Annotated in this window: 23 protein-coding genes; 1 reads left to right on the plus strand and 22 read right to left on the minus strand. The window is 61.9% G+C overall.

All coding sequences use genetic code 11. From position 1 onward, the window contains the following. Positions 1 to 121 precede the first annotated feature (121 nt). The 13 genes from hflC to ndk form a co-directional block, all read right to left on the minus strand. Positions 122 to 1,009, minus strand: coding sequence for a protease modulator HflC (gene hflC, locus CLU91_RS08895; protein ID WP_100873863.1), 888 nt, complete (start codon positions 1,007 to 1,009; stop codon positions 122 to 124). Next, positions 1,009 to 2,301, minus strand: a complete 1,293-nt coding sequence (hflK, locus tag CLU91_RS08900) for an FtsH protease activity modulator HflK (RefSeq protein WP_100873864.1) — start codon at positions 2,299 to 2,301, stop codon at positions 1,009 to 1,011. Before hflK ends, hflC begins: the two co-directional genes overlap by 1 nt. 2 nt (positions 2,302 to 2,303) lie before the next feature. Next, positions 2,304 to 3,527, minus strand: a complete 1,224-nt coding sequence (hflX, locus tag CLU91_RS08905) for a GTPase HflX (RefSeq protein WP_100876647.1) — start codon at positions 3,525 to 3,527, stop codon at positions 2,304 to 2,306. A gap of 114 nt (positions 3,528 to 3,641) precedes the next feature. After that, positions 3,642 to 3,878: an RNA chaperone Hfq gene (hfq, locus tag CLU91_RS08910; protein WP_008450615.1), complete on the minus strand. Its 237-nt coding sequence runs from the start codon at positions 3,876 to 3,878 to the stop codon at positions 3,642 to 3,644. Positions 3,879 to 4,130: 252 nt separating this feature from the next. Beyond that, entirely contained in the window at positions 4,131 to 5,477 is a 1,347-nt protein-coding gene (der, locus tag CLU91_RS08915) for a ribosome biogenesis GTPase Der (protein ID WP_034752028.1), read from the minus strand. A 4-nt stretch (positions 5,478 to 5,481) separates the two neighbouring features. Beyond that, positions 5,482 to 6,627, minus strand: a complete 1,146-nt coding sequence (gene bamB, locus CLU91_RS08920) for an outer membrane protein assembly factor BamB (protein ID WP_100873865.1) — start codon at positions 6,625 to 6,627, stop codon at positions 5,482 to 5,484. An 84-nt stretch (positions 6,628 to 6,711) separates the two neighbouring features. Next, positions 6,712 to 7,380 (minus strand): YfgM family protein, encoded by a 669-nt coding sequence (locus tag CLU91_RS08925; protein ID WP_100873866.1) that lies wholly within the window; start codon positions 7,378 to 7,380, stop codon positions 6,712 to 6,714. 54 nt (positions 7,381 to 7,434) lie between these two features. Continuing rightward, the gene (gene hisS, locus CLU91_RS08930) at positions 7,435 to 8,796 is read right to left on the minus strand and encodes a histidine--tRNA ligase (protein WP_100873867.1); all 1,362 of its coding nucleotides are present in this window, start codon (positions 8,794 to 8,796) and stop codon (positions 7,435 to 7,437) included. Between the two features lie 51 nt (positions 8,797 to 8,847). Then, the gene (ispG, locus tag CLU91_RS08935) at positions 8,848 to 10,110 is read right to left on the minus strand and encodes a flavodoxin-dependent (E)-4-hydroxy-3-methylbut-2-enyl-diphosphate synthase (RefSeq protein WP_100873868.1); all 1,263 of its coding nucleotides are present in this window, start codon (positions 10,108 to 10,110) and stop codon (positions 8,848 to 8,850) included. 38 nt (positions 10,111 to 10,148) lie between these two features. Continuing rightward, on the minus strand, positions 10,149 to 11,060 hold the full coding sequence (locus CLU91_RS08940; protein ID WP_332870887.1) for a helix-turn-helix domain-containing protein: 912 nt from the start codon (positions 11,058 to 11,060) through the stop codon (positions 10,149 to 10,151). Between the two features lie 82 nt (positions 11,061 to 11,142). Then, positions 11,143 to 11,874: a type IV pilus biogenesis/stability protein PilW gene (pilW, locus tag CLU91_RS08945; protein WP_157814656.1), complete on the minus strand. Its 732-nt coding sequence runs from the start codon at positions 11,872 to 11,874 to the stop codon at positions 11,143 to 11,145. Positions 11,875 to 11,930: 56 nt separating this feature from the next. Beyond that, the gene (gene rlmN, locus CLU91_RS08950; protein ID WP_034752035.1) at positions 11,931 to 13,106 is read right to left on the minus strand and encodes a 23S rRNA (adenine(2503)-C(2))-methyltransferase RlmN; all 1,176 of its coding nucleotides are present in this window, start codon (positions 13,104 to 13,106) and stop codon (positions 11,931 to 11,933) included. 125 nt (positions 13,107 to 13,231) lie between these two features. Further along, entirely contained in the window at positions 13,232 to 13,648 is a 417-nt protein-coding gene (ndk, locus tag CLU91_RS08955; RefSeq protein ID WP_034752036.1) for a nucleoside-diphosphate kinase, read from the minus strand. Between the two features lie 221 nt (positions 13,649 to 13,869). Here ndk and CLU91_RS08960 point away from each other — a divergent pair, with 221 nt between their 5' ends. Continuing rightward, on the plus strand, positions 13,870 to 14,556 hold the full coding sequence (locus tag CLU91_RS08960) for a Bax inhibitor-1/YccA family protein (protein ID WP_034752039.1): 687 nt from the start codon (positions 13,870 to 13,872) through the stop codon (positions 14,554 to 14,556). A 57-nt stretch (positions 14,557 to 14,613) separates the two neighbouring features. On the opposite strand, the gene CLU91_RS08965 is transcribed toward CLU91_RS08960, so the two are convergent. The 9 genes from CLU91_RS08965 to surE all read right to left on the minus strand — a co-directional run bounded on the left by CLU91_RS08965 (position 14,614) and on the right by surE (position 25,566). Further along, positions 14,614 to 15,459 (minus strand): LysR family transcriptional regulator, encoded by an 846-nt coding sequence (locus tag CLU91_RS08965; RefSeq protein ID WP_100873871.1) that lies wholly within the window; start codon positions 15,457 to 15,459, stop codon positions 14,614 to 14,616. A gap of 28 nt (positions 15,460 to 15,487) precedes the next feature. Next, complete coding sequence (gene cfa, locus CLU91_RS08970; protein WP_100876648.1) at positions 15,488 to 16,648, minus strand: cyclopropane fatty acyl phospholipid synthase; 1,161 nt, start codon at positions 16,646 to 16,648, stop codon at positions 15,488 to 15,490. 242 nt (positions 16,649 to 16,890) lie between these two features. Then, positions 16,891 to 17,925 (minus strand): cupin-like domain-containing protein, encoded by a 1,035-nt coding sequence (locus CLU91_RS08975; protein WP_100873872.1) that lies wholly within the window; start codon positions 17,923 to 17,925, stop codon positions 16,891 to 16,893. A 77-nt stretch (positions 17,926 to 18,002) separates the two neighbouring features. Continuing rightward, positions 18,003 to 19,907 (minus strand): glycosyl hydrolase family 18 protein, encoded by a 1,905-nt coding sequence (locus tag CLU91_RS08980; RefSeq protein ID WP_269800630.1) that lies wholly within the window; start codon positions 19,905 to 19,907, stop codon positions 18,003 to 18,005. Positions 19,908 to 20,446: 539 nt separating this feature from the next. Then, positions 20,447 to 21,787: a 23S rRNA (uracil(1939)-C(5))-methyltransferase RlmD gene (rlmD, locus tag CLU91_RS08985; RefSeq protein WP_100873873.1), complete on the minus strand. Its 1,341-nt coding sequence runs from the start codon at positions 21,785 to 21,787 to the stop codon at positions 20,447 to 20,449. Between the two features lie 147 nt (positions 21,788 to 21,934). Then, positions 21,935 to 22,966, minus strand: a complete 1,032-nt coding sequence (rpoS, locus tag CLU91_RS08990) for an RNA polymerase sigma factor RpoS (protein ID WP_077407335.1) — start codon at positions 22,964 to 22,966, stop codon at positions 21,935 to 21,937. 8 nt (positions 22,967 to 22,974) lie between these two features. Then, the gene (locus CLU91_RS08995; RefSeq protein ID WP_100873874.1) at positions 22,975 to 23,886 is read right to left on the minus strand and encodes a peptidoglycan DD-metalloendopeptidase family protein; all 912 of its coding nucleotides are present in this window, start codon (positions 23,884 to 23,886) and stop codon (positions 22,975 to 22,977) included. A 42-nt stretch (positions 23,887 to 23,928) separates the two neighbouring features. Further along, positions 23,929 to 24,819, minus strand: coding sequence for a protein-L-isoaspartate(D-aspartate) O-methyltransferase (locus tag CLU91_RS09000; RefSeq protein WP_100873875.1), 891 nt, complete (start codon positions 24,817 to 24,819; stop codon positions 23,929 to 23,931). 9 nt (positions 24,820 to 24,828) lie between these two features. Continuing rightward, positions 24,829 to 25,566 (minus strand): 5'/3'-nucleotidase SurE, encoded by a 738-nt coding sequence (gene surE / locus CLU91_RS09005; RefSeq protein ID WP_100873876.1) that lies wholly within the window; start codon positions 25,564 to 25,566, stop codon positions 24,829 to 24,831. Positions 25,567 to 25,624 lie beyond the last annotated feature (58 nt).

The raw sequence follows: 25,624 nt of genomic DNA on the forward strand, positions 1-25,624 counted from the left end.
AAACACCGCATTTTACGCCTTCCCGCAACAGCCTGGCGGGCACAAAAAAACGGGGCCGGCATCGATGCCGGCCCCGCTGCCGCCACCCGGTCTTGCGGCCGGGGGCAGTGTCGATGCTGTTTTACTTCTTCGACGGAGCGGCCGTGCCGTTACCCTTGAAGTACTTGAAGAATTCCGAACTCGGATCGACCACCATCACGTCGCCCTTGTCCTTGAAGGTCGCGCGGTAGGCTTCCAGGCTGCGGTAAAACTTGTAGAACTCCGGATTCCGGCCAAACGCTTCCGCATAGATCTGCGATGCCTTGGCGTCGCCCTCGCCGCGGATCTTCTCGGCTTCGCGGTACGCTTCGGCCAGGATCACCGTGCGCTGCTTGTCGGCGTCGGCGCGGATTTTCTCGGAGTCGGCCGAACCGGTCGAACGCAGCTCATTGGCCACGCGCACGCGCTCGGACTTCATGCGCTCGTACACCGAGTTGTTGATCTGCTCGACGTAATCGACGCGTTTCAGGCGCACGTCGACGATGCCCACGCCGATGGCCTCGGCCTCGGCCGCCACCTTGGCCTTGATCGCCTGCATCACCTTGCCGCGCTCGCCCGAGATCACTTCGCGCACCGTGCGCTTGGTGATTTCATCGTTCAGCGCGGCCTTGACGATTTGCGACATGCGGTTGCGGGCGCGGCTTTCATCGCCGCCGAAGCTGCGGAAATAGGTCTTCGGAGTGACGATGCGCCACTTCACATACGCGTCGACGAGGATATTCTTCTTTTCGGCCGTGATGAAGCGCTCCGGCTCCGGCGTGTCGAGCGTCAGGATGCGCTTGTCCAGGTAGATGACGTTCTGGAACGGCGGCGGCAGCTTGAAGTACAAGCCTGGTTTGCTGATCTCGTCCTTGACTTCACCGAGGGCGAAGACGATGGCGTATTTACGCTGATCGACGACGAACACGGTCGAGGACAAGAGCATGATCGCGATAAAGCCCGCGATCAGGGCGGCGACGATACGGTTCATTAGCGGCTCTCCCGTTCACGCGAAGAGCGGCTGTCGCGACGCTGGTTGACTTCTACTGTCTGCATGGCTTCCTGTGGCATTACGGTATTGGCTGCGGGTGCGGCCGCTGCGGCGCGCGCTGCCGCGGCCGAGGCGTCCGACGCCGCCTGCTGGGCGATCAACTTGTCGAGCGGCAGATACAGCAGATTGCTGCCCGTCTTGGCGTCAACCATGACCTTGCTGGCACTGCTGAACACTTGCTGCATCGTTTCCAGGTACATGCGGTCGCGCGTGACGGCCGGCGCCTTCTGGTACTCGACCAGCACCTGCTTGAAGCGCGACGCGTTACCTTCGGAGTTCTCGGTCACCATGGCCCGGTAGGCCTCGGCTTCCTGCACCAGGCGGAATGCCGCGCCGCGTGCTTTCGGAATGACGTCATTGGCGTAGGCCTGGCCTTCATTCTTCTGGCGCTCACGGTCCTGGCCTGCCTTGACGGCATCGTCGAAGGCGGCTTGCACCTGCTCCGGCGGCTGCACGGCCTGCATCGTCACGTTGTTGATCAACACGCCAGCCTTGTAATCTTCAAGAATCTGCTGCATCAATTTCTGCGTGTCGAAGGCCACTTTTTCGCGGCCTTCATACAGCACGAAGTCCATCTTGCTGCGACCGACCACTTCGCGGATCGCCGTCTCGGCGACCTGGCGCAAGGTGTCTTCCTGATCGCGCAGGCTGAACAGCCATTCCACAGGATCTTTCAAGGTGTACTGCACCGCGAACTGGATATCGATGATGTTTTCATCGTCCGTCAGCATCAGCGACTCGCTGGCCTGCTTGTTGCGCAGCGACGTGCGATAGCCCACTTCCACCGTGCGCACTTGCGACACATTGACGGTTTCATCGGTCTGGAACGGATACGGCCAGCGCCAGTTGAGACCGGCCGGCGCCGTGCGCGCGTATTGGCCAAACGTCAGCACGACGCCGCTCTGGCCCTCTTGCACGATGAAGGCGCCGCTGGCGAGCCAGATGAAGACGGCGATCACGCCGACCACGCCGGCGGTGATGCCGGCGCCCTTCATGTCGGGACGCGGGCCGCCGCCGCCGTTGTTATTGCCGCCGTTGTCGGGACGGTTCTTCTGTCCGAAAAAGGCGTTCAGGCGCTGATTGAAATCGCGCCACAACTGGTCGAGGTCCGGCGGACCTTCGCCGGGCTTTTTGCCTTCTTGGGCTTTCTTGCCGTCGTCCTTGCGATTGCCCCAGCGGGGATCGTTCAGGGACAACTTCAAGCCTGTTTTTTTGAGTAGGGAGACAAGCATAACTATCGTGTTCCGACTTGGGAGTGGGTGGAAATCCTATCGTCCTCGCCAGGCTCTTCGTCCTGGTCCGGGGCGGCGCCATCGTGCTGTTCGTACTGACCGTCCAACTGATCTTCCTGCGGTGCTGCGTCGTTCTGATACAGGTGCGCCGAACCAGGCGCCTTCCTGGCCATTTCGACGATCGCATCGCGCAGCAGGTCGAGCCCGCTGCCCTTCTGCGCACTGACGAAGACGCGACTGATCGTAGCATATTCGTCGCGCTCCACCGAAGGTTCCAGCCCGGCCGCGTCGATCTTGTTCCACACGAGGATTTGCGGAATGTGATCGGCGCCGATCTCTTTCAAGACCAGGTTGACCTGCTCGATCTGCTCCATGCGTACCGGCGACGCGGCGTCGACGACGTGCAGCAGCAAATCGGCATGGATGGTTTCTTCGAGCGTGGCGCGGAAAGCGGCCACCAGCTGGTGCGGCAATTCGCGCACGAAGCCGACCGTGTCGGAGATCACCACGTTGCCCACTTCCTGGCCCAGGTAAACCCGGCGCGAGGTGGTGTCGAGCGTGGCGAACAACTGGTCGGCGACATACACGCTGGCCTTGGTCACGGCATTGAACAGGGTCGACTTGCCGGCATTGGTATAGCCGACCAGGGACACGGAGAATGTGTGATTGCGGCCCCGCGCGCGGCGCTGCGTTTCGCGCTGCTTGTGCAGCTTTTCCAGACGGGCGCGCAAGGCCTTGACACGGTCGCCGATCAGCCGGCGGTCGGTCTCGAGCTGCGTCTCGCCGGGACCGCGCAAGCCGATACCGCCCTTTTGCCGCTCAAGGTGGGTCCAGCCGCGGATCAGGCGCGTGGCCAGATGCTGCAACTGGGCCAGCTCGACTTGCAGCTTGCCCTCGTGGCTCTTGGCGCGCTGCGCAAAGATGTCGAGGATCAGGCTGGTACGGTCGAGCACCCGCACATTCAGGCGCTTTTCCAGATTGCGCTGCTGGGCAGGTGAAAGGGCATGATTGAAGATGACGATTTCCAGGCCATCGTTGACGACGATGTCGCCAATTTCATCGGCCTTGCCGCTACCGACGAAATACGCGGAATCGGGACTGGAACGCTTGGCCGTGATGGTGGAAATCGGGTCCGCGCCAGCCGAACGCGACAACAGCATGAGTTCTTCCATGCTGGCGGCGAAGTCGCTGTGACCGAAGTCAACCCCGACTAGTACGGCGCGCATGATGGCATCAGACAAGTTGCGGCGGACGCCGACGCCGATGCAAACGCATCAGCGCCGCTGGCGCGGACGGGGGCGATGGAGGGTGAAAGGCGCTGGGCCTTCAAGCTCAACGCTTTACTCCGCTTCAGATTCAATATTGAGATTGACGGCACGGGCCGGCACCACTGTCGAGATGGCATGCTTGTACACCATCTGTGTCACCGTATTGCGCAGCAATACGACATATTGATCGAACGATTCGATATGGCCCTGCAATTTAATGCCATTGACCAGGTAGATCGAGACAGGAACATGCTCTTTGCGTAATGCATTGAGGAATGGGTCTTGTAACAGTTGCCCTTTGTTGCTCATAACAGCTCCGTTGTTTATGTTGTTGTGTAAGAATTGGAGGCGACTCGCTTGATTTCAAGTGCTCTCACACCTTTCAAAGAAAGAAAGATGCGTCATAGCTACTGTAACCTGTTTTCACGATCGCTGTCGCGCATGGCGCATTAACACTTTATTATTTCCGTGCAAACAGCCATGAATGGTTGTCGGCGCCGCATTATCTCTGCGGCGCCTTAATCTGCACTTAATTCAGCCGTTAATTCAGCCGTTAACTATTTACTTGCTCGGCGTGCGTGCAAACGGGTTTTTACCCGTGCGCAGTTCGATGCGCAGCGGCGTGCCAACCAGCGCAAACGTATCGCGGAAATGTTTTTCCAGATAGCGTTTGTACGGATCGCCGACGGCGTCGAGCGCATTGCCGTGAATGACGATCACCGGCGGGTTCATGCCGCCCTGGTGGGCGTAGCGCAGCTTCGGACGGATCGAGCCCTTGCGGCGCGGCTCCTGCTTCTCCACGGCCTCGATCAGGGCGCGCGTCAGCTTCGGCGTCGACAGGTCGCACATGGCGGCCGCATACGCGGCGTTGAGCGACTTCATCAGTGGACCGATGTTGGTGCCCTTCAGCGCCGAAATGAAATGCATCTGCGCGAACGACAGGAAATCGAGCTTGCGGTCGATATCGATCTTGATCTCGTCGCGTTCGTGCGATTGCAAGCCATCCCATTTGTTCACGGCCACGACCAGCGCGCGGCCCGATTCCAGGATGAAGCCGGCGATGTGCGCGTCCTGCTCGGAAATATCCTGCTGCGCGTCGAGCATCAGCACGACCACGTTGGCTTCGGAAATCGACTGCAGGGTTTTCACCACCGAGAATTTCTCGATCGCTTCAAACACCTTGCCACGGCGGCGGATACCGGCCGTGTCGATCAGCGTGTATTGCTGGCCATCGCGCTCGAACGGGATCTCGATCGAGTCGCGCGTCGTGCCCGGCATGTCGAAGGCAATCACGCGCTCTTCACCCAGCAAGGTGTTGATCAAGGTCGACTTGCCCACGTTCGGACGGCCAACCAAGGCGATCTTGATGCCGCGGTCGGTCTTTTCCAGCTCTTCAGGCTCATCCGGACGCTGCGCGAACGCCAGGTCCAGCATCACTTCGACGAGGTCGTTGACGCCGTCGCCGTGCGCCGACGAGATCGCATACGGATCGCCCATGCCCAATTCATAGAATTCGGACACGACGGCCGTATAGCGCATGCCTTCGCTTTTGTTCACCACCAGCAAGACCGGGCGACCGCTCTTGCGCAGGAAGTCGACGATGGTCTTGTCATGCGGGGTCAGGCCTTGACGGCCGTCCACGATGAACACCACCACGTCGGCCTCGGCCACGGCCTGCTTGGTCTGCAGTGCCATCTGGTGCATGATGCCTTCCTTGGCGACGGGTTCGAAACCACCCGTATCGATGACCAGGAAGGGACGTTCGCCGACACGGCCTTCGCCATAGTGACGATCGCGCGTCAACCCAGGCAAATCCGCCACCAGCGCATCGCGCGAGCGGGTCAGACGATTGAATAAAGTCGATTTCCCAACATTGGGTCGACCTACTAGTGCAATTACCGGCTTCATTGTATTACTCGACCGCGAGAGCGGTCACTGTCCCTGATTGGGTTTGAAAAATCAAATTCGAACCGGCAACAACGGGAGCCGAAACAATCGGGCTTCCGTCGGTGCTGACACGACCTATTAATGCGCCATCTTCCCGTGACAGGAAGTGGATATAACCTTGATAGTCACCGACGGCGACGCTGCGGCCGTAAGAGGCCGGCGTCGACAGGCGGCGGCGCGCCAGCGCCTCATTCTTCCACGCGCTCTGGCCGCCTTCGCGGCTGAACGCCACGACAGCGCCCTGGGCGTCGGCAACAAACACGAAACGCTGGTCGACGGCCACGCCCACATCGGACGAGATCGGCTTGGTCCAGCGCGGCACGCCCGTGGCCGCGTCGAAGCAGCCCGCCTTGCCCTGGTACGTGACGGCGCACACTTCGCCCTCGAACACCACCGGCGTGCCGGCGATGTCGGAGACGCGCTCCAGTTCGGTAGCGCCGCGCGGTTCGCTGACGACGATCTCCCAGCGTACCACACCGGTCGCTGCCGTCAGTGCCAGCAGCTTGCCGCCCGGTTGGGCCACGTAGATGTTGGCGCCGCCCAGCACCATGCCCGGCGCATTGCGCAGGGTCAGTGCCGGCGTGGCGCGCTGCACCGTCCACTTGCGCTCGCCCGTCTTCGCGTCGAAGCCGACGATGCGGTTGTCGACGCTGCGCACCACCACCACGCCCTGGCCCACGACGGGCGCCGTCAATACTTCGCTGGACGCCTGCGCCTTCCACAGCTGCTTGCCATCGGCATCGAACGCCAGCACGGCGCCCTTGGCGGCACCCACGGCCACGACCGTGCCATCGCTGCCGGCGCCGGACGTGATGTCGCTGCCGGCCTTGACGCGCCAGGTTTCACGGCCGCTGGCCGCATCCAGGCGCGCCAGCGCGCCATCGGCGCTGACCACGTACAGGCTGCTGCCGGCCAGCGCCGGCGTGAACGCGTACACGCCGGCCTTGCCGATCGAATACTTCCAGGCGTCGCGCACGGCGATGCTCGATTTTAACTCGACCAGCTTGGCCGGTTCGACTTTCGGATCTTTCGAGGCGAACGGATTCCAGGACGAGCAACCGGCCATCAGGGCCAACAGACTTGCAGCTACCAGCTTTTCAGTGACACGCATAAGTGATATCCAACCTTTTTCTTGTACTTGTAAGGGCAAGGCAGGCGGCGGAAACGCCGCGCAGCACAACCATCAGTGTTCGTGTCAGGCGGCAGCCTTGTCAGCCTTGGCCTTGTCTTCCGGTACCGTACCGCCAATCGCTTCCAGCTTGACCTGGATCAGTTGACGGCCTGGATTGTTCTTGTCCGTCGCGGCTATCGCGGCCAGATAAGCCGTGCGCGCATCGGCCAGCTTGTTTTGCGCCACCAGGATGTCGCCCTTGCGGTCGGCCACGGCGCCGGCAAATTGCGCCACGGAAGCCGTCGCCAGCACCTTCAACGCTTCATCGTAGGCTTTTTCGTCCAGCAGGACGCCAGCCAGACGCAGCTTGGCGATGGCCTTGTACTCTTCCGTGCCATGCTCGGCCACCCATTGCAGCTGGGTCTTGGCCGTTTTCAAGTCGTTCGCGTCGAACGCCACCTTGGCAGCGGCCAGCGCGCTCATCTGCGCATACGCCGTGCCGCCGAAGCGCGATTGCATGTCGCCGGCAGCGCGCATCACCTTGGCCGTGTCCTTGGCGGCGATGGCGTTTTGCAGTTCGTCGTACAGCTGGCCCGCTTGCGCAGCCTGCGTCCGCTGGTAGTACTGCCAGCCAGCCCAGCCGCTATAGCCTGCCAGCGCCACGATCAGGACCCAGGAGGTCAGATTGCCATTGCGCTGCCACCAGGCCTTGAGGGTTGCCAGTTGCTCTTGTTCTTCGTGATCGTATGCCATGGGTCGTCAGTTTTAATGAGTAGTTGATCGAGGGTAGTACGGTCTTGCTTCAAATCAATGGTGGTGATGCACGTGGCCGCCAGGACCGTGGTCGTGGCCGCAATCGTGGTCGCCGATGATCTGGTCCACCACGTAATCGACGACATCGTCGAACGGCACCGTGTTCTGCTGCGCGCCGGCATCGGCTTCGCGCATGGCTTTCACCGTCGCGACATTGTTGGCGATTTCATCGTCGCCCATGATCACGGCAAACGCCGCACCGCTGGCATCGGCCTTTTTCATTTGCGTCTTGAAGCTGCCGCCACCGTTGCTCGCTGCGCAATGTAGCACAACGTCGAGGCCCGCATCGCGAATCCGCTCGGCCAGCACGAAGGCTTGCAAGCCTGCCTGCTCGCCCTGGTGTACCAGATACACGTCGCACTGGGCCGGCGCTTCCGGTTCAGCCGCATCCTTCATCAGCAGCACCAGGCGTTCGACGCCCATGCCGAAACCGACGGCGGGCGTCGATTTGCCACCGAACATTTCCACCATGCCGTCATAGCGGCCACCGGCACACACCGTGCCTTGCGCGCCCAGCTTGTCGCTGACCCACTCGAACACCGTGCGGTTGTAATAATCGAGGCCGCGCACCAGGCGTGGATTGATGGTAAACGGAATGTTGTTGTGGTTCAGGATCTTCTGCACGCCGTGGAAGTGGGCCAGCGATTCTTCGCCCAGGTATTCCAGCAGCTTCGGCGCGCCATTGACCAGGTCCTGCATGGCAGGGTTCTTGGTGTCGAGGATGCGCAGCGGATTGCTGTGCAGGCGGCGCTTGGCTTCTTCGTCGAGCAGCTCGCTGTGACTTTCCAGGTAGGCGATCAGATCGGCGCGGTGGCGCAGGCGCTCGTCCGCGTCGCCGATCGAGTTCAGTTCCAGGCGGATACCTTCCAGGCCCAGGTCATCCCACAGGCGGCGGGTCATCATGATCAGCTCGGCGTCGATGTCCGGGCCCGTGAAGCCGATGGCTTCCGCGCCGAACTGGTGGAACTGGCGATAGCGACCCTTTTGCGGGCGCTCGTGGCGGAACATCTGGCCCTTGTACCACAGGCGTTTCGGGCCTTCGTAGACGAGGTTGTGCTCGACCACGGCGCGCACCACGCCTGCCGTGCCTTCAGGACGCAAGGTCAGGTTGTCGCCGTTCATCGAATCGGTGAACGAATACATTTCCTTTTCCACGATATCGGTCACGGCGCCGATGGCGCGCGCGAACAATTTCGTTTCTTCCACGATCGGCGTGCGGATCTGCTGGAAGCCATAGCTTTGCAGCACGGATTGCGCCGTATTTTCAAACAGTTCCCACAAGGGGGCGTCGGCGGGCAGCACGTCATTCATGCCTTTGACGGCGGTGATTTTGTCGAGCTTTTTATTTTCGGACATAGTGTTCTCTTTAACTTGATTGTCGGATTACGCGCGTAGCGCTAATCCGACCTACGCTGCTGCGCCATAATGGCTTTTAACATAATTGAGGACGATGTCCTGGAATTCCTCGACGATGCGTTCGCCGCGCAGGGTGACGACTTTTTCGCCGTCGACAAACACGGGCGCGGCAGGCGACTCGCCCGTGCCGGGCAGGCTGATGCCGATGTTCGCATGCTTCGATTCGCCCGGGCCGTTGACGATGCAGCCCATGACGGCCACGTTCATCGCTTCCACGCCCGGATACGATTTCTTCCACTCCGGCATCTGCTCGCGCAGATACGTCTGGATGTTGTCGGCCAATTCCTGGAAAGTGGTCGACGTCGTGCGGCCGCAACCGGGGCAGGCGATGACCATGGGCGCGAACTTGCGCAAGCCCATGGTTTGCAAAATTTCCTGGCCGACGATGACTTCGCGCGTGCGGTCGCCGCCCGGCTCGGGCGTGAGCGAAATGCGGATGGTGTCGCCGATGCCCTCTTGCAGCAGCACGGCCAGCGCCGCGGTGGACGCCACGATGCCCTTGCTGCCCATGCCCGCTTCCGTCAAGCCCAGGTGCAGCGGATAGTCGCAGCGCTGCGCCAGTTCGCGGTACACGGCGATCAGGTCTTGTACGCCAGAAACCTTACACGACAAGATGATCTTGTCGCGCCCCAGGCCCAGCTCTTCGGCGCGCACGGCGTTTTCAATCGCCGACGTCACGAGCGCTTCATACATGACGGCTTGCGCCGGCCATGGGTCGGCGCGGCCCGCGTTTTCATCCATGATGCGCGCCAGCAAGGCCTGGTCCAGGCTGCCCCAGTTCACGCCGATGCGCACCGGCTTGTCGTAGCGGCAAGCCGCTTCGATCATTTGCGCAAATTGCGTGTCACGCTTGGCGCCCTTGCCCACGTTGCCCGGATTGATGCGGTACTTCGACAGCGCGCGCGCGCAATCGGGGTAATCGTTGAGCAAGGTATGGCCGTTGTAATGGAAGTCGCCCACCAGTGGCACGTCGATCTCCATCTTGTCGAGCTGCTCGCGGATATACGGCACGGCCGCGGCCGCTTCCGGACGGTCCACCGTCAGGCGCACCAGTTCCGAACCGGCACGCGCCAGTTCCTTGATCTGGATCGCCGTGCCGATGGCGTCGGCCGTATCCGTGTTCGTCATCGACTGCACCACCACGGGGGCGTCGCCGCCCACCCAGATCTGGCGCTGGCCGTGCGCGATCAGCACCTTGCGGCTGTCGCGGCGGCCGGATGGACCGGAGCCGATCGCTGTTTTCGAGGTAGCCATAATATTATCTTCTGAGTTTGCTTGAACGGTTACTGCACTTATTTGATGCTGACGCGGGAAATGGTGCCGCCGGCAACGGTCGGCAACTCCAGCTTGGCACCGCGCAAGGTTGCCTGCACCACGCCAGGCTTGCCCACCACCAGGGTGGCGGGTCCCGTGATATCGAACGTTTCCGTGCTGCCCGCCTTGACCATGCGCGAAATCAGCGGCGTGCTGCCTGGGCGGCGAATTTCCACCCAGGAATCCTGCTCCACCTTCAGCACCAGCGTATTCGCGCCCACGGCAGCGGCAGCAGTAGCCGCAGGCGGCGTGACGGCGGCCGTGGCCGCTGTCGCCGGGGCAGGCACGGCGGCTGGCGGCACGTCGGCAACGGCCAGCGCCGAAACGGCGGCGGCCGGTGCGCCCGTCTGCGTATCGTTGCCTGGCGGCGGCGGTACGGAAATCAGCGGCACGGACGGCGACTGCACCGGCGTCAAGTCCTGACCTGGCTTGATCAGGGTCGTTTCCACGGGGCCCACGTCCGCATGCGCCGTTTCTTTCCCGGCCTGCGAGGACATCAGGCTGGCCGGTACATAGCCGAGCTTGTAGGCGCCAAAGGCGGCCGCCACGACGACGGCCACGGCGCCGGCGATCCAGAGCGGAGTCTGGTTCGACGAGCGCTGCGTCATCGACGGGAAGCGCGATTCGGAAAACGTGGCGGAAATTTCACGCCGCACGGGCGCGGCCGGGTCTTGCGCCGGCGCCGGATGGACTTCGATCATGGCCACCAGCGGCGCCGCGTCGAGACGCACCACCTTGGCGTAGGCGCGCACGAAACCGCGCACCACGGCGACGTTCGGCAAGGCCGCCATGTCGCCCGCTTCCAGCGCGATCACCTGGCGCGGCGCCAGCTTGAGCTGGTCGGCCACCTGCTCCACCGGCCAGCCCAGCGCTTCGCGTTGCGCCTTCAACTGTGCGCCTGCCAACGCAAGATTGCCCTGGGGCTGCTGCTGAGGCGTTTCTGCCCACTCTGAATTCATTGGTATCCCTGTCTCACTCATCAAACGCCCCATTTTGATAAGCAGCATATTCGGGGGAGCCGGCATGGTGGTTGCGCAAATGCGCCCCCAGGCCAGCTTCCGCACCCGCATCCCCGAGCTTATGCTGCACCTTGATCCCGAGCCACAGCACATCGGCCGTCTGGCTCTCCATTGTCGCTGCTTTACCGAGCCGCTCAAGATAATGAGCCGCTTGCCGGTAGTCTTGCTGTTGGTAATACACGCGCACCAGGCCGGCATACGTGATTGCCGCGCCAGGTGCGATGCGCTCCGCCTTGAGCCAGTAGCCGGCGGCACGCGGGTAATCTTTCATGATCAGGCTGCACGCGGCCGCATTATGCAGCGCCAGTTCAGGCGTGCCATACGCGGAATCTTGCAATGCGGCATCAAAATACGCCAGCGACTGCGCCGCGCGCCCGGTCTGGCACAGAAACAGGCCATAATTATTGCTCAACTCGGGATTGTGGGGCGCAAGGCGCAATGCGTAAAGAAAATCTTTTTCAGCAGCGGCAGGTTGACGCAGGGCAGCAAAAATCAGGGCGCGCATGCCGCGCACCTGGGCGTTGCCCGGCAGCAGCTGCACCGCCTGATCCGCTTCTGTCAACGCCACCGCAAACTGGTCTTGCATATAATAGGCGCTGGCCAGCTGCAAGCGCAAGGCGGCGCGCTGCTCGACCGATGCGGCTTGCTGCTTGTCCGCGGTGGAAGCACAGCCGGCCAGCAGCACGCCCAGGCTGACAACAGCCGCGGCAAGTACGCCAGGATACGCCATGCGTCCCCGCATCAGGAGCGGATCTCGACGATCTTGCCGAAATTGGCGCCGAATTTCTGTTGATACTCGGTCATCTTTTCCATGCGCTCCTGCACCCGGGTGCGATCCTTGACTTCGCCGGCCAGCTGGCCGCAGGCCGCATCGATATCGTCGCCGCGCGTCTTGCGCACGGTGGTGATGATGCCGCCATCCATGAGGACTTGGGCAAAGGCCTTGATGCGGGGGTTTTTCGAGCGGAACAGGCCCGACTCGGGGAAAGGATTGAACGGAATCAGGTTGAACTTGCAGTTCACGCCGAACTCGCGGTCTTGCACCAGCGCCAGCAATTCGCGCGCGTGCTCGTCGCTGTCGTTGACGCCGTCGAGCATGCAGTATTCAAAGGTGATGAAATCGCGCGGGGCGAATTCCAGGTAGCGCTTGCAGGCCGCCATCAATTCCTTCAGCGGGTACTTCTTGTTCAGTGGAATCAAACCGTCGCGCAAGGCATCGTTCGAGGCGTGCAGCGAGACGGCCAGGGCCACCGGCACTTCCTGCGACAGCTTGTCCATCATCGGCACCACGCCCGAGGTCGACAGGGTCACGCGGCGGCGCGACAAGCCGTAGGCGTTGTCATCGAGCATCAATTTCAGGGCTGTGACGGTCGGCTCAAAGTTCAGCAGGGGCTCGCCCATGCCCATCATCACCACGTTGGTGATCTGGCGCTCGCCTTTCGGGCCCGGCTCGATGCCCTTGGTACGGCGCAATTCGAATTCCGCCATCCACAGCTGGCCGATGATTTCGCCGACACTGAGGTTGCGGTTGAAGCCTTGCTTGCCCGTCGAACAGAAACGACAGTTCACGGCGCAGCCAGCCTGGGTCGAGATGCACAGGGTGCCGCGGTTTTCTTCCGGAATGAACACGGTTTCCACGGCATTGCCATTGCCCACGTCAACGAGCCACTTGCGCGTGCCATCCGTCGACGTGTGGTCGCTGATGATGGCCGGGGCGCGCACTTCGGCGCGCGTGGCCAGCTTGTCGCGCAGCGACTTGGCCAGATCCGTCATGGCGTCAAAGTCGGAGGCGCCGAACTGGTGTATCCAGCGTTGCAATTGTTTCGCACGAAACGGTTTCTCTCCCAACTCGGCGCAATAAGCGATGAGTTGCGCGGGATCGAGGTCCAGCAAGTTGGTGAGGGTCGTCGTATTCATGATCTTGTCTATTCTAAAAATCCGTCCCCGCGCGCATCCGGAGCGAAAACTCCACAGCGCAGCGGGAACAGGGGGTGATAAGTTATTTCACAGATAACGCCAGGAAATAACGTTATCTAAGGCAATTAAGCCTTCAGTTCTGGGAAGAAGTAAGCGATTTCCACTTTAGCAGCTTCGACAGCGTCGGAACCGTGTACGGCGTTAGCGTCGATCGAATCGGCGAAATCGGCGCGGATCGTGCCTTTTTCTGCTTTCTTCGGATCGGTCGCGCCCATCAGGTCACGGTGGGCCAGAACGGCGTTTTCGCCTTCCAGAGCCTGGATCATGACTGGACCGGAAACCATGAAGTCGACCAGATCCTTGAAGAAGCCGCGCTCTTTGTGCGCTGCGTAGAAGCCTTCAGCTTGTTCGCGCGACAGTTGGGTCATGCGTGCTGCAACGATTTTCAGGCCAGCGTTTTCAAAACGCGAGTAGATTTGACCGATTACGTTTTTTGCAACTGCGTCTGGTTTGATGATCGACAGGGTGCGTTCGATTGCCATGTGTGAAAACTCCAATAAAAAGTAAGGTTTAAAACGGTAAATTGAGAACTCAATCAACCTTTGATTTTACCATACTCCACCCCATATCACCCAGAGAGGCAGGGGGTGTCTTGCCGCCCCACCCCCGTTTAATGAAATCTTAAGCTGCTTTTTTGGCAAATTCCGGCCCTCATGCTATCCTTGAGTAAAGCAGTAATTTGAATTGACAACACGGAGGCACTATGAATCAGAACATGCAACGCACCTTTGACCTGTCGGGGGGCATGCAGCAAGTCCGCCATCAGGTCTTGCGCAACACTTACTGGCTGCTGGCGCTGTCCATGATACCGACCGTGCTGGGCGCCTTCATCGGCGTGCAAATGCACTTGCCGATGCTGACCGGCGGCATGGGTTTCATCATCTTCATGGCCGTCGCCTTCGGCTTCATGTACGCGATTGAAAAAACCAAGAACTCGGGCCTCGGCGTCGCCGTCCTGCTGGGCTTTACCTTCTTCATGGGCCTGATGCTCACGCCTATCCTGACGCGCACGCTCGGCTACTCGAACGGCGGCATGCTGATCATGACCGCGTTCGGCGGCACGGCCACCATCCTGGCCGTGATGGCGACGATCGCCACGGTCTCGAAGCGCGACTTCTCGGCCATGGGCAAATGGCTGTTCGCCGGCGTGATCGTGCTGATCCTGGCATCGGTGGCGAACATTTTCCTGGGCCTGTCGGCACTGTCGATCGTAATCTCCATGGTCGCCATCGCCATCTTCTCGGCCTACATCCTGTATGACGTGCAGCAAATCATCAACGGCGGCGAGACCAACTACATCTCGGCCACCCTGCGCATCTACCTGGACGTGTACAACATCTTCACCAGCTTGCTCTCTTTGCTGGGCTTCGCCGGCGGCAGCCGCGACTAAGCGCTGCGCTTAAACAAAAAGCCGACCCTCGGGTCGGCTTTTTTACGTCTGTCGCATCTACTTGATCTTCTCCGCCACTTCCAGCAGGCAGGCGCGGGCGCGGTCCAGGGTCGGGTTGTCGCGCTGGGCCGCGTAGACGGCGTAGGCGGAATGCGAGAATTCGGGCGCGTCGCGCACGCGGTGCAGCAAACCGGCATCGAGATAGGGTTGCGCGCTGCCGATGCGAAAATAACTGGCGCCGCCCACTTCCAGCAGATACACGAGCGCCAGCGGTCCCAGCGAAATCGAGACGGGCGGGCTGCTCAGCTCCGGATACGTCGCCTGGTGGTTGGCCGCGAAGCTGGGTCCCCAGTCCACATACACATACGTATCGGCATGCATCTGCCCGTCGGCGCGCGTGGTCACCATCACGAGCTTTTCCTCGGCCAGCAATTCGCTGGCCAGGCCCGGGCGCTGCGGCGGGTTGTACAGCACGGCCAGGTCGAGCGAGCCGTCATGCACGGCGTCGAGCAGGCGCGCCGGGCTGTCGACTTCCGCGCGCAAGGCGATCTCGGGGCAATCGCGGCTCATGCGTATGAGCCAGTCTCCGAGCAGCGGCTGCCACAGGCTCAGTTCGCAGCCGATGCTGACGGCGTCATCGCGCCCCGGCGGCAAGGCTACCTGGTGGCGCGCCCGCTCCCACACCTGCACCATGGTGGCCGCATGGCGCATGAAGCGCTCGCCGGCCGACGTCAGCCGCGCGCCCGCCTTGTTGCGCACGAACAGCTGGCGCCCCAGTTGCTGCTCCAGCGTGCGGATGCGGGCGCTGACGGCCGTCTGCGTCACGTGCATGCGCTCGGCTGCCATGATGAAGCTGCCGCAGGACGCCACTTCGAGGAAGGTACGCGCTTGATTGATATCCATCAAGCCATGATATCAGCTGCCGCGCAGATCAACTGACACGCTCGTAACCGCCCAGCACGCCCTGCTTCGACAAGACCCATTGCCACAGCTGCAAGTCGCGCGCGCGGAAGGCACCGGCGCAAGACAGCAAATAATACGACCACATGCGGTGAAAGCGCTCGCCCAGCTGGCCAGCAAAGCGCGGCCACGCCTGCTCGAAATTGGCGCGCCAGGCCATCAGGGTCTTGTCGTAGTCGGCGCCGAAGTTGTGCAAGTCTTCGGCGACAAACAGATCGTCCATGGCGTCGCCGATCTGGCCGATCGACGGCAAGTCGCCGTTCGGGAAGATGTATTTGTCGATCCACGGGTCGCACGCGGATTGGCGCTTGTTCTTGCCGATCGTGTGCAGCAGGAACAGGCCGTCGTCTTCCAGGCAGCGGTGCGCCACTTCCATGAAGGTGCGGTGGTTCTTGTGTCCCACGTGCTCGAACATGCCGATGCTGACGATGCGGTCGAATTTTTCATCGGTGTCGCGGTAATCCTGCAGGCGGAAGTCCAGCTGCTCGCCGCCCGGCATGCCGCGCGCATAGGCGGCCTGCTCTTGCGAGATGGTCACGCCCACGCACTGCACCTGGTATTTTTCCGCCGCATAGCGCATGAAACTGCCCCAGCCGCAGCCGATGTCGAGCACGCGCATGCCCGGCTCCAGCCTGAGCTTGCGGCAGATCAGATCGAGCTTGGCTTCCTGCGCCTCGGCCAGATTGGCCGCATCCTTCCAGTAGCCGCAGGTATAGGTCATGCGCGGATCGAGCATGGCCGCATAGAAGGCGTTGCCCAGGTCATAGTGCTCCTTGCCCACCATCCACGCGCGGCGCTCCGTCTGCAAGTTGAACAGGCGCGCGGTCAGGGCGTGGAAGACCAGGCGCATGGGGCGCACGTCGTCGGCCACCCTGGCGCGCAACAGATGGCAAAAGAATTCGTCGAGCTCGCTCGCATCCCAGTCGCCATCCATGTACGCTTCGCCCAGGCCCAGGTTGCCGCTGGCGAAGGCCCGTTCCGGCACGCCCGGTTTGCGCAGCTGCATATCCCAGGCGGCGCGCCCGTTCAGGTGGATGTCGGCCCTGGCCAGCAATTCGGCCGCTTCGCGCGTCAGCCGCGTGTCGAGCCGAAGTTCCGTACTAGCTGCTGGTGCTTGGTGTAACTGTGTCATTTGCTGCGTGTTCATGCCCTGCCGCCTCCGGATGGTTGTCGGTGCTGGCGCCGCGCCAGCCATCAAATTATCCGCCCGCCATCACCATCTGGATAATGAAACATCGTGGCCATTCATATCAAAATAATTGCTGTAAAATGATTTGAATCAATTATTTTATGGAAATATCTTATACAAGAAGCGCGCCGCAGCATGAAAAAGCCGCCTGTACGGCGGCTGTTCGCGGTAGATGAGCCCGTCAATCAAAAGTCGTGATTCGGCGGATACTTGCTGTAAAAATCGTTATCCCATTTGAAGTTGGTAAACGCCACCGTCATCGACACGTCGAGCGCCTCGACGAAATGCCAGCAGCCGACGGGCAAGAACAGGATCTCGCCCGGCGCCAGCACGCATTCGCGCACCTGCACGTCGGCCATCAGCGGATAGCGCCGCACGTCGATGTCGCGCCCGTCGACGGGGGTAAAACAGTGGCGCTGGTTGTACACGCGCGCTACCTCGCAGGCGGCCATGATGCGCAGGCGCTTGCGCCCTTGGACCTGCGCCATGAAGTTGTTCGTCAAGTCGTGGTGGAATGGCGTCACCGTGCCGGCCGGGCCAAACCATAAAAAACCCGTGGGGCCGCCACTCTGCTCCAGGTATTCGGGCAGCTGGCCGATATCGTCCCACAGCTCGCGCAAGGCTTGCCGGTTCTGCGAATCGTTGTTCGCCGTCATATAGAAATCGTTGGTCGCGCCGCTGCCCTCGACCAGGCTGGCGTACTCGCCGAAGGCCATCTTGCGCTTGTGCGCCACGCTGTTCATTTCGTACTGCGCGTCCGCTTCGCGGCCGAACTGCACTTCCACTTCGCGCTGCGCATAATGTTCGCGGAAATAGGCGGGACTCCACTTTCGGATCGCCGGCCAGTCGTCCATCATGCCCGTGATGATGACGGGCTGGTTGGTGGAGTAGTACTCGTCGAGGAATTCCTGCGCGGAGAGCTTGTCGCGACGCGGTATCTCGGGCGAACGCAGCTGATTGAGCTTGCGCTGAATGTCGATCACCCAGTCGCGCTTGGCCAGGCGGTTCGACAGGCGCACGGCGCCGGCCAGGTAGGGACTCTGCAGCGCCAGCTCGATTTCGCGGCGCGCCAGCGGCTCCGCGATGCCGGCCTGCTGCAGCACCGGCATCAGCGCCGACGGATGACTTCCCAGCATGAGGTTTTCCGCGATCCAGCTGCGCCACTCGCGGCTCAGTTCCTGTTCCGGATGTTTTACTCCGAATGTCGATACCGCCGCCATCGCCCGTCTCCTGTTTTTTATGTGAACAGGCGGCCGGACAGCACTGCCGCCCGGCCGCGTCTTGCTCTACTCCAGTGTTACCGCACTTTCCACACTTCGGTTGCCAGCACGCCATTCGCATCGCCATCGAGTTCCCACGAGAACGCGCCGCGCAAGCCCTGGTCCTTCACATATTTCACCTTGGTGCCGATGACGGTCGGATCGTCGTAGCTCCACCACTGGCCACCCGCGCCCGTGTACAGGTACAGCTGCTTGGTCACGGGATGGTAGTAGCGCGTGCCGGTCTTGGCGACGAGGATTTTATAGTCCTCGATGCCCGACTCGTAGGTGCCCGGCGCCGTGCCCGTCGCTGCCTGGTACAGGCCATCGCCGTTCGGTCCCGGCGCCACGCCCGTCCAGCCGCGGCCATAGAACGGTATGCCCAGCAGCAGCTTGTCGCGCGGCACGCCGGCGGCAATCATGTACTGCACCGCCTTGTCGCCCACGTATTCGCGCGCCATGCCCGTCGACGGATCGGCAGGGTCGGCAAACAGCTGGGCGTTGAAATTGGTGCTGTTTTCCCAGCCGCCGTGGAAATCGTAGGTCATCAGGTTGATCCAGTCCATGTACTGCGAGTACAGGGCCGGTTCCGTGTTGTCGATCTTGTCCTTGCCGGCACCGACGGCCGCCGTCAACAGGTAGCGCTTGCCGTTGGCTGCACCGAGCGCATCGAGCTGGCTGCGAAATTCCGCCATCAGCAAGGTGAAGTTGCGCTTGTCATTCGGGCTGACCGTGTTGTACGGCTGGCCGCCGCCGACCGGATACTCCCAATCGATGTCGATGCCGTCAAAGATGTTGGCCGCCGCGCCCACGCCGCCGCGACCGCCCTGCACCGGCAGGTTGCCCTTGATGTAGATGTCGATGCACGAGCGCACCATCTGCTTGCGCAACGCATCGGTGGCCGAACCGACGGAGAAGTTCTTCGACCAGCTCCAGCCGCCCAGCGAGATGAACAATTTGAGGTTAGGGTGCGCCGCCTTGAGTTTTTTCAGCTGCAGGAAGTTGCCCGACAAGGGAGCATCCCAGGGAATCGCCTGGCCATCGACGGTGCGCTTCGGCGTGCGGATGTAGTCGGCCTCGGCATCGCCGCCCGTGCCCGCATCGGGCGAATTCGGATTCGTCGCGCCCGGCTCGGCCTTGGTGATCATGCCGCATTCATAACCGCCGTTTTTCGGGTAGATATTGCCGAAGGCGTAGTTGATGAAGGTCAGCTTGTCGGCCACGCCGCTCGTGTGCACGTTCGCCACTTCATAGTCGCGGCCATACACGCCCCACTGCGCGAAATAGGAACCGACTTCGCGGCCCGTTGGCGTTGGCGTCGGTGTTGGAGTTGGTGTTGGAGTCGGTGTCGGTGTTGGAGTAGGCGTCGGGGTCGGCGTGGTGCTGCAGATCTCCAGGCTGGTCCACGGCTTGCCCGTGCCGGCGGCGCCGCTGCTGGTCGAGGGGTTGTCGCCCTGCGTCCAGTAGTTGGCGCGGTAATTCGTGCCCGCATGGCTGACGGTGGCGCCCGCGCTGTAGGCCGTGCCGGCCACCCATGCCAGCGCGCAGGTGCCACCGGTTGGCGTCGGTGTCGGGGTGGGCGTCGGGTTCGGCGTGGGCGCCGGTGTCGGAGTCGGAGTGGGCGTCGGTGTCGGCGTCGGCGTTGGGGTCGGCGTAGGAGTTGGCGTAGTTCCGCCATCGCAAGTGCCGCCCGCGCTCCACAGGCTAGGCGTGGAAACGGGATTCCAGCCCGAGCCCACGTGATCGGTCTGCGTTACCAGGGCCGTGTAATTGGCGCCCAGGTAAGTGACCACCGTGCCGGCGTTATACGTACCGCCCTCTTGCCACGGCACGCAGGCGACGACCGCGCTGGCCGCCAGCAATTGCGAGCCGCCCGGCGCGCTGGCGTCGCCGCCACCGCCGCATGCCGCCAGCACGCCACCGCTGGCCAGACATACCATCATGTTCCTGATTGTTTTTTTAAGTATTAAGTTTTCCACGCTGTCTCCTGTTCAGGTTTGTGGAGTGCCACTCTGCTTCGTCAATAGTTACCCTTGATCTGGTTTTTGCAGTTGCAAGAACAGCATGCTGCTGAAAAAATAGGCGGTCAAGTGGTTTTGAAGTGGCCTCAAAGTGGGCAATACCACTTCGAGCAGAAAGCGCAGCAGAGGGGGTAGACGGCGTGTTGTCCTACTGGACAAGCAAAAAACGGCAGAGGGAGGGCAAAAAAAGACGCTGAATCTGGAAAAGACAGACCAGTTTTATAACACGCTGTAACTGGTATTAGCGCGGAAGCAGGGCCAGCACATGGGGGAGCTTCAGCGCGCCTGAAAAACGTTCAGAGCAAGGCGCCTTGCCGAAGACAGTACGAATAGTACGGCGAGGCAAGGCAACGCAGCTATGGACGTTTTTCTACGTTCAGGGCAAGACGCCTTGCCAAAGACAGTACGCAGGTACGGCGAGGCAAGGCAACGCAGCTATGGACGTTTTCTCAGGTGTGCCCTCAGATCAGATCAAACACTGCCATCGATTCGACGTGCGAAGTGTGCGGGAACATGTTCACCACGCCCGCCTTGCTCAGCACATAGCCCGCTTCCAGCGCCAGGATGCCGGCGTCGCGCGCCAGGGTCGACGGGCTGCATGAGACGTACACGATGCGTTTCGGCAGCAGGTCGGGACGCACTTGCGACAGGCCGACCAGCGCCTGGCACAGGGCCATGGCGCCATCGCGCGGCGGGTCGACGAGGATGCGATCAAAACGGCCCAAGGCAATCAGGTCTTCCGTCGTCACTTCGAACAGGTTGCGCGTCGAGAACGAGGTTTTTTCCGCCAGGCCATTGGCCAGCGCGTTTTCCAGCGCCCGCTCCGTCAGCGTGGTGCTGCCTTCGATACCGACCACTTCGCTGCCCTGCGTGGCCAGCGGCAAGGTGAAATTGCCCAGGCCACAGAACAGGTCGGCCACGCGGTCCGTCGGCTGCACTTCCAGCAAACGCAGGGCTTTCGATACCAGCACGCGGTTGATGTGGTGGTTCACCTGCGTGAAATCGACAGGCTTGAATGGCATCTTGACGCCGAATTCCGGCAACAGGTAATGCAATTGTTTGTCGAGCGGATAGAATGGCACGGCCGTTTCCGGCCCTTTCACCTGCAGCCACCATTGCACGCCGTATTCGTCGGCAAAGGCTTTCAGTTTCGTTTCGTCGTCCGCCGTCAATGGCGCCATGATGCGCAAGACCATGGCGGTCACGTCTTCGCCCACGGCCAGCTCGATCTGCGGCATCTGGTCGAAGATCGACAGCGAAGCAATCAATCCACGCAGCGGCAGCAGCATGGCGGAGATATGCGGTGGCAAGATTTCGCAGCTATCCATGTCGGCAACAAACGCCGATTTCTTTTCATGGAAGCCCACCAGCACAGCGTCTTTCTTCTTGACGTGGCGCACCGACAGACGCGCGCGGTAGCGGTAGCCCCACGTCGGGCCATACATGGGGCGCATGATGCTTTGCGGACGCACCTTGCCGATATGCCACAAGTTATCTTCCAGCACGCGCTGCTTGATCGCCACCTGCGCCGACGGTTCCAGGTGCTGCATCGAGCAGCCGCCGCAATTGTCGAAATGCTTGCACTTGGGCGTCACGCGCATAGCCGATTCGCGGTGCAGCACCGTCATGCGGGCCATTTCCCAGTTTTTCTTCTTCTTGTACGTCACAAAGCTGACGCGCTCGCCTGGCAATGCGCCTTCGACAAACACGACCTTGCCCGGCGAGCCGTCTTCGTTTTCAATATGGCCAACGCCACGGGCGTCCATGTCGAGCGATTTGATTTCGATGATATTTTCTTGCATAGCGATCAATAGGTAAGAGTGGGCCAGGACGCAGGGCCGCGCTGGAACTTGAAACAATGGGGGAAAGGTCAGGCGCCGCGAGCGGGGCGTATGATAGCAGATGCGCACTGGCTTCAGCCCGCGGCGCAGCCGAACCGATTCAGCGGGCTACAAAAGGGAGTCGCGCACGACGCCACGCGCCGCCATAGCGCGTTTGAGCTTGATCAGCGCTTCCTGCTGGATCTGGCGCACGCGCTCGCGCGTCACGCCCATTTCCTCGGCCAGGGTTTCCAGCGTGGCCGGGTCGTCGTTGTCGAGGCCGAAACGGCGCATGATCACCACGCGCTGCTTGTCGGGCAGCTTGGTCAGCCAGTCGCGCACCAGCACCGTCATTTCATGGTGTTCGGCGCGCGCGTCAGGGCTGTCTTCGCTGGCGCCGGGCAGCATGTCCATCAGCGACGATTGCGGATCGTTGTCGAGCGGCGCGTCGAGCGAGGTGGCATGCTCGGACAGAGCCAGGATATCCTGCACCTCTTCCACGGGACGGCCCACCAGGTGGGCGATGTCTTCCGCAGTGGCATCCTTGCCATCGTGGTGCTGGGCTTCCAGGTGGTATTTGCCGCGCAGAATTTGATTGAGTTCGCGCACCATGTGCACGGGCAGGCGCACCGTACGCGCCTGGTTCATGATGGCGCGCTCGATGCTCTGGCGTATCCACCAGGTCGCATAGGTAGAGAAACGGAAACCGCGTTCGGGCTCGAACTTGTCGATGGCCCGCATCAGGCCGATGTTGCCCTCCTCGATCATGTCGAGCAAGACCACGCCCCGGTTGATGTAATGCTTGGCGATCGACACGACCAGGCGCAGATTGTGCTCGATCATGGTTTGCCGGGCTTCGAAGTTGCCCTGCTTGGCGAGCGTGGCGTAATGCACCTCTTGCGCCGCCGTCAGCAGGGGCCGCGTGCCGATCTGGTTCAGATAGTGCTGCGTGGTATCGGTCGACAGCTCCGCCGCCAGCACTTTTTTCAGTTCATCGACACTTTCGACCAGCACGCTGACGCTGGCCACCTCGCCGCCCTCGCCCGCGTCGACGGCGTCAATGCCGTCGAGTTCGCCGGCATCGTCCGTCACGACTTCGTCCGCCCCGTCTTCCGGCAGTTCCGGGTCATCATCCAACTGGTCGTGCGGCGCGTGTGTCATTGCTTTACCTAACGGTTAGGCAGGAATTTCGAAGGATCGACAGGCTTGCCCTGCTGGCGAATCTCAAAGTGCAGCTTCACGCGGTCGGCATCGGAATCGCCCATTTCAGCGATGGCCTGGCCTTTGTTGACGTTCTGCCCTTCCTTCACCAGGATGCTGCGGTTGTGCGCATATGCCGACAATAAACTATTACTGTGCTTCACGATGACAAGATTACCATAACCACGGATTCCGCTCCCGGCATACATGACTTTTCCCGATCCGGCCGCCACCACCTGCTGGCCCGCCTTGCCGGCGATATCGACGCCCTTGTTCTTGCCTTCGTCGAAAGTGCCGATGACCTTGCCTTCGGAAGGCCACATCCAGCTGATCTTCTCGTCGCCAGGCACCGAGGCCGCAGGGGCTGCCGCGGCGGCGGCCGGTGCAGCGGCGGCTGCCGGCGCTGGCGCCGGCTTGGCGTCGCCGTTGCCGCCATCGGCGCGCAGCTCGGCCAGGGTGGCGTCGGAATACGCGCGCTTCTCGCCGCGCGGACCGGTTTTCTTCGGCACGACAGGCGCGGCCGGCTTGACTTCCGTCACCGGCGGCATGACGATGGCCGATGTTTGCGCGCCGCCCGTGTCGCCATTCGGCGGCAGCACGCGCAATACCTGGTCGACCTTGATGTCGTTCGGGTTGCTCAAGTCATTCCAGGCCACCAGGTCGCGGTAATTCTGGCCGTGTTCCAGGGCGATGCGCAACAGCGTGTCGCCGCGCTTGACCGTGTAATAGGCCGGGTCGCGGTCGCGCGGATCGCTGGCGGCGGCGCTGCTGCTCGATGGATGGCGCTCGACGACGGGCGCCTGGACGCCCGTGGTGCCGCAACCGCTCAACAGCGCGGCCAAGGTGATGCTACATAGAAGTATGTTACTTTTCTTAATCATTCGCATGTAATTGTATGTCCTGCTTGCTAGCTGATCCGGGGATCATATGGTGCCCGGGCGCAAAGGCACGAAATGGCAGTCTTCCAGGGTCTGGCTGGTCCATTCCATTTTCCCCACCCGGGTAATGAGTTGTAAGTGTTGCAATTTAGCCCCCACCGGCGCAACCAGACGCCCGCCGGGTGCCAGCTGTTCCAGCAAGGCTTGCGGGACTTCCAGGCCGGCTGCGGCAAGGATGATGCCGTCGAAGGGCGCCGCCTGCGGCAGGCCAAGCATACCATCTCCGTACTGCAAGCGCAGATTTGACACGCGCAGCGGGCGCAGATTGGCCTTCGCCAGCTCGTGCAGGGGCCGGATGCGCTCGATCGAATACACCTCTTTCGCCACCAGCGACAGCACCGTCGCCTGGTAACCGCAACCGGTGCCGATCTCCAGCACGCGCTGCAAGTTGCCGCCCTGGCGCATCACTTCGATCATGCGCGCCACGATATACGGCTGCGAAATGGTCTGGTGGTGGCCGATGGGCAAGGAGGCGTCGATATACGCCTGCGACGCCAGCGCCTCGTCCATGAACAGATGGCGCGGCACGGCTTGCATGGCGTCGAGCACCACCTGGTCCTTGACGCCCTGTTTCGCGATGCGCGCCACCATGGCCCGGCGTACGGCTTCCGACACCAGCGGATTTTGCCGTGGCGGCGACTGCACCGGCGGCTGTGCCCGCTCATTGGCGATGGCCTGGGCACGCGACGGCGCGATGGGCAGCGTGGCAGCGTGGTACGGCGCGCCACCCCTGGCCGCATTTTGCGCCGCATTCTGTGTCGCCGTCTGCGGCGTGGCAATGCGCGACTGCGCCAGCGACTGCCCCCCGCCCTGCCTGGCGGGCTTGCCGGCCAGCGAATCGAGGGTCAGGGGGAAGGTACGCGGCTTGTCAGTCATAGTGAGCGGTCATGCCAGGCCTTTTGCCAGTGCATCGAGTTGGGTGGTATGGGTCAGGTCGATCTGCAGCGGCGTGATCGAGACTTGTCCATGTTCAACGGCGTAAAAGTCCGTGCCCGGCCCGCCTTCCTTGGCCGTGCCGGCGGGGCCGATCCAGAAGATTTCACGGCCACGGGGATCGAGCGCGCGGATCACGGGCTCGGCCGAATGGCGCTTGCCCAGGCGCGTGGCCACCACGCCCTGCATTTGCTCGTAAGGAATGGCGGGAATGTTCACGTTCAGCAGATACGGTTTCTGCAGGGCGTCAAACTGGCGCTCGACGATTTCCCGCGCCACGCGGGCGGCCGCGTCCAGATTGGCCCAGCCGAACTGCGACTGGGAAAAGGCGATGGCGGGAATGCCGAACAGATAGCCTTCCGTCGCGGCCGCCACGGTACCCGAATACAGCGTGTCGTCGCCCATGTTGGGGCCGTTGTTGATGCCAGAGACCACCAGGTCGGGGCGCTCGATGAGCATGCCCGTCAGCGCCACGTGCACGCAGTCGGTGGGGGTGCCGTTGACAAAATAAAAGCCGTTGGCCGCCTTGTGCACGGACAGGGGCCGGTCCAGGGACAGCGAATTGGACGCGCCCGATCGATTGCTGTCAGGCGCCACCACGACGATTTCCGCAATGGGCGCGAGCGCGTCGGCCAGGGCAGCCAGGCCTGGCGCCAGGTAACCGTCGTCGTTACTGATAAGAATTCTCATAACGAGATTTTACCTGAAGCAATGCCAACACTGCGCATGCCACACACCGAATGGCAGC

The organism is Janthinobacterium sp. 64, assembly GCF_002813325.1.
Classification (GTDB): Bacteria; Pseudomonadota; Gammaproteobacteria; order Burkholderiales; family Burkholderiaceae_D; genus Janthinobacterium.